This window comes from Caballeronia sp. M23-90, from assembly GCF_053574605.1.
This window is the reverse complement of the sequence record NZ_JBSIPA010000577.1, coordinates 1-3,654: the sequence shown is the minus strand read 5'-3', so window position 1 is coordinate 3,654 and position 3,654 is coordinate 1. Positions and strand designations below refer to the sequence as shown.

The 3,654-nt window shown below is 61.2% G+C and carries 4 protein-coding genes and 1 pseudogene; 1 reads left to right on the top strand and 4 read right to left on the bottom strand.

Annotated features, from left to right (window positions below; all coding sequences use genetic code 11):
* Positions 1-136 precede the first annotated feature (136 nt).
* Entirely contained in the window at positions 137-535 is a 399-nt protein-coding gene (locus ACRXB1_RS32790) for a ProQ/FINO family protein (protein ID WP_449494396.1), read from the bottom strand.
* 132 nt (positions 536-667) lie between these two features.
* On the opposite strand from ACRXB1_RS32790, the gene ACRXB1_RS32785 reads away from it, so the two are divergent.
* On the top strand, positions 668-1,360 hold the full coding sequence (locus ACRXB1_RS32785) for an HAD family hydrolase (protein ID WP_449494395.1): 693 nt from the start codon (positions 668-670) through the stop codon (positions 1,358-1,360).
* A gap of 144 nt (positions 1,361-1,504) precedes the next feature.
* Here the strand turns inward: ACRXB1_RS32785 and ACRXB1_RS32780 are convergent, their stop codons facing one another.
* From ACRXB1_RS32780 to ACRXB1_RS32770, 3 genes and pseudogenes are all read right to left on the bottom strand, one after another.
* A complete protein-coding gene (locus tag ACRXB1_RS32780; protein ID WP_062001696.1) occupies positions 1,505-2,404 on the bottom strand; it encodes an SDR family oxidoreductase in 900 nt (299 codons plus the stop codon).
* Between the two features lie 121 nt (positions 2,405-2,525).
* Positions 2,526-3,245 carry a TIGR04086 family membrane protein gene (locus ACRXB1_RS32775; RefSeq protein WP_075357442.1) on the bottom strand — a complete coding sequence of 240 codons (720 nt, stop codon included), beginning with the start codon at positions 3,243-3,245 and terminating at the stop codon, positions 2,526-2,528.
* 154 nt (positions 3,246-3,399) lie between these two features.
* Positions 3,400-3,654: pseudogene (locus ACRXB1_RS32770) on the bottom strand (formyl transferase); the annotation flags it as partial.

Below are 3,654 nucleotides of genomic sequence, written 5' to 3'. Positions count from 1 at the left end.
TTTTGCAGCCGGCCGATATGCACCACGACCGGATCTACCGGTTTGGCATTGACCGGCGGTTTCGGCTGCGGCGGAGCCTTCGATACCGGTTTCGCGGGTCTCGGATGGGGCTTGCGATCGGACCTGAGCGACGCCATCAAGGTGTGGTGCCGCGCAGTTCCGGCTGTGTCACCTTCAACTCCGCGATATGCGCAATCAGGTCCTCGAAAATGCCGATCTTGAGCGGAACCTTGGGTGCCGGATTTTTCGGGAACGCTTCCGGGAAACGCTTTTGCAGCCGGCCGATATGCACCACGACCGGATCTACCGGTTTGGCATTGACCGGCGGTTTCGGCTGCGGCGGAGCCTTCGATACCGGTTTCGCGGGTCTCGGATGGGGCTTGCGATCGGACCTGACGTCGGGTTTGCCATCCGCAGCCGGTTTCGCTTTCGAAACGGCGGACGGCGCCCGGTTGCGGTCTGCGCGCGCGGGGGCCTTCGTCTTAGCCGATTTTGAAAGCTGATCCCTGAGTTTTGCTAGCTGTTCGAATCCCATTACGTCCGTCCGGGCAAAAAGAACAAGAATTGTAGCAGTCCCGCGACCAGCAAGCGCTGACGTCAGTCACACATAAGCTGCGCGCGGGGTGCGGTATCCTTGCCTGTTCCTCGGACCACCACTCTTATCCCCATGTCCAAGCTTCCTTTCGATGCCGTACTGTTTGACTGCGACGGCGTGCTCGTCGATTCCGAACTCATCACCAATCGCGTACTCAGCGAAATGCTGGGCGAACTGGGATGGCGTCTGAGCGTCGAGGAAACCATGCGGATTTTCATCGGCAAGGCCGTGAAGGACGAGGCGCCGCTGATCGAAGCCAATACCGGCGTGCCCCTCACGGAGGAGTGGCTCGCGCAGTTCCGGGAGCGGCGCAATGTGGCGCTCGAGCGCGGGCTGGTCGCCATAGATGGCGCACTTTCGGCCGTTGAAACGCTGCACCGGGCGCTCGATGGACGCATTGCAGTGGCCTCCGGCGCCGACCGCTTCAAGGTCGAGATGCAACTGACGAAGGTCGGCATGATCGATTATTTCGATGGCCGGGTTTTTAGCGGCCATGAAATGGCGCACACCAAGCCGTTTCCAGACGTATATCTGGCGGCGGCCAGGGCGCTGGGTGTCGATCCGGCGCGCTGTGCCATTGTGGAAGATACGGTCACGGGTGCGACTGCCGGCGTTGCTGCGGGCGCCACGGTGTTTGGCTACAGCCCGCATGAGGAAGGTCACAGCGAGCCGAGAGCGCTTCGCGAGACGGGTGTGGTCCAGGTATTTCGGAACATGGCTGAGTTACCCGCTGTGCTTGCTCAATGGCAAAGCCGCGCCGCGTGATGTCGGCCTGAACGTTTTGTTCAGCGCGAGTCATTGCTGGCGGTCCGCGAAAGCATATCGACCCATTCGAGTCGTGCGGGATTCGGGCGCGCGGACATCAAGTCCGCACAAACCCCGGTCCAACGATTTGTCCAATAATGACGCTCAAGGCAAGTGATTGCCGCCCGTCACGCCATAGACCTCGCCTGTCGTAAAGCTCGATTCCTGCGACGCCAGCAACACATAAACCGGCGCCAGTTCCGCCGGTTGGCCGGGCCGTTTCATGGGTACTTCGGAACCGAAGGTGACGATTTTTTCCTGTGGCTGTCCGCCGCTTGGCTGCAGCGGTGTCCATACCGGTCCCGGTGCAACGGCGTTCACACGAATGCCCTTGCCAATGACTTGCTTCGCCAGTGCATGCGTGAATGCGGTGATGGCAGCTTTGGAAGGTGCATAGTCGAGCAGGCTCGGGCTTGGCTGGTAGCTTTGAATGGAGGTCGTGTTGATGATCGTCGCGCCCGGCGGCATGTGCGGCAGCGCTGCCTTGCAGAGCCAGAACATGGCAAGAACGTTGGTGCGCAGCGTGGCTTCGAACTGCTCGGTGCTCAGATCGGCGATGTCTTCGACCGCCGTCTGCTTGCCCGCCACATTGACCAGGATATCGATCCCGCCCAACTGCTCGATCGTCTGGGATACGAGCGACTTGCAAAACGACTCGTCGCCGATATCGCCCGGAAGTGCGACCGCCTTGCGGCCGGCTTGCTCGACAAGGCTCACGACTTCGCGCGCATCTTGCTCTTCGCTCTGCAGGTAGTTGAGCACGACATCCGCGCCTTCGCGTGCGAACGCGATCGCGACGGCCCGGCCAATGCCGCTGTCCGCACCGGTGATGAGCGCGCGCCGGCCGGCCAGTCTGCCAAAACCCTTGTAGCTGGTTTCGCCGTGATCGGGCCTGGGGTTCATGTCGGCGGTGAGTCCGGGAGCAGACTGCGGCTGCTTATCAAATTCGGGCTGGGGATATTGCTTGGTGGGGTCCTGCATTGCGTACTGGTTTTCGGTGCTCATGCGTGCTCCTCGGCGAATTGAAAAAAACGATTGGTCGTCGGCCAAGTACACAGCAATGCACGTTCCATACAAAAAAGGCCGAAGCAATTTGCTTCGGCCCGCTTCAGGTTGGCCCAAAGATTTACAGCGTTCCGGTTCCTGGACGCACCACGCGGCTGCGTGCGGAAATTGCATCGTTGCCTACGGCCGTTCCGCCCACATCCTCGTACGGAGGCTGATGACGGAACCCCGCGCCGCCCGAAACAATGGCGATGATTGCTCCAACAAGGAGGGCGGCAAACGAGAACCAGCTTGCACGAGCGACACCGCGTGCGGCGGTATCGGCGGTCTGCCTTGCATCCTGTTCGGCGTCGGGACTCGACGCGGCGGACGCAGCCGATGCAACCGCAGCCTGCAATTGCTGCTTCGCGGAATTCATCATGGAGGGGTCTGCGTTAGCCTGGTTCGCGGCCGTCGCGCCGACTTGCGCGCTCGTGGCGGCGACGCTGCCAACCGTGCTCACGGCGCTTCCGATCAGCGACGTCATGCCGAAGACAATCAAAAGTGTCATGACGGCCCATGAAAGGAGACCGTGCAGCCAGCCAAGGACGGGTGCGCATCGGCCGGCAAAATAAGAGCCGATGAAAACAGCGAGCACCGTTGTAACGATCACCCAGACGCCTGAGCCAAAGCCGAATCCGTGCATGGGATTGGGCTGGGACAACGGAGACAGCAGTGAGGCGCCTATGGCGGCACCAAGCACGCTCATGATGAGATAGACGATGGACGAGAGAATCACGCCAGCGATCACGGAACCCCATGAAAGGCGCGGCAGACCGTCTTGAGTATTGAGCAGTTTCATAAGTTTTCCTGATTGAACGGAAGCCGAAGGCGTTAAGAATGTGTCCTGGTGTATGCGCGCAGTGGCGTGCCCCATCGTGGAGCAAACGCCGTGCCGCGGGTATCGGCCAGGAGGCATCTTCGCTGATGGAACGGGGGAAGCTGGGTCAACGCGGTTATGCGCCGCTTTCCCCGAGAGCCATGTCCGCCAGCATGTCGGCAGCCAGCGATTCGAGCAGGGCGCGCAGGGCGTCGACTGACATGTTTTCGGGCACAGCGAGCACTGCCTTGACCGCGAACTGATGCGCCCGCGCGGGTCCGGACGCGAGTTCCGTGGTGAGTTTCTCGATGCTGACGTCGTGCGCCGACAAACTCGCCGACAGATCCTGCACGATGCCCGGACGGTCGGGTGCCGTCAGCTCCAGCGACAA

What these genes read in the sequence shown, in the direction of transcription:
- ACRXB1_RS32785 (WP_449494395.1), top strand. Translation starts at nt 668, where the DNA reads ATGTCCAAGCTTCCTTTCGATGCCGTACTGTTTGACTGCGACGGCGTG.
- ACRXB1_RS32775 (WP_075357442.1), bottom strand. Translation starts at nt 3,245, where the DNA reads ATGAAACTGCTCAATACTCAAGACGGTCTGCCGCGCCTTTCATGGGGT.
- ACRXB1_RS32790 (WP_449494396.1), bottom strand. Translation starts at nt 535, where the DNA reads ATGGGATTCGAACAGCTAGCAAAACTCAGGGATCAGCTTTCAAAATCG.
- ACRXB1_RS32780 (WP_062001696.1), bottom strand. Translation starts at nt 2,404, where the DNA reads ATGAGCACCGAAAACCAGTACGCAATGCAGGACCCCACCAAGCAATAT.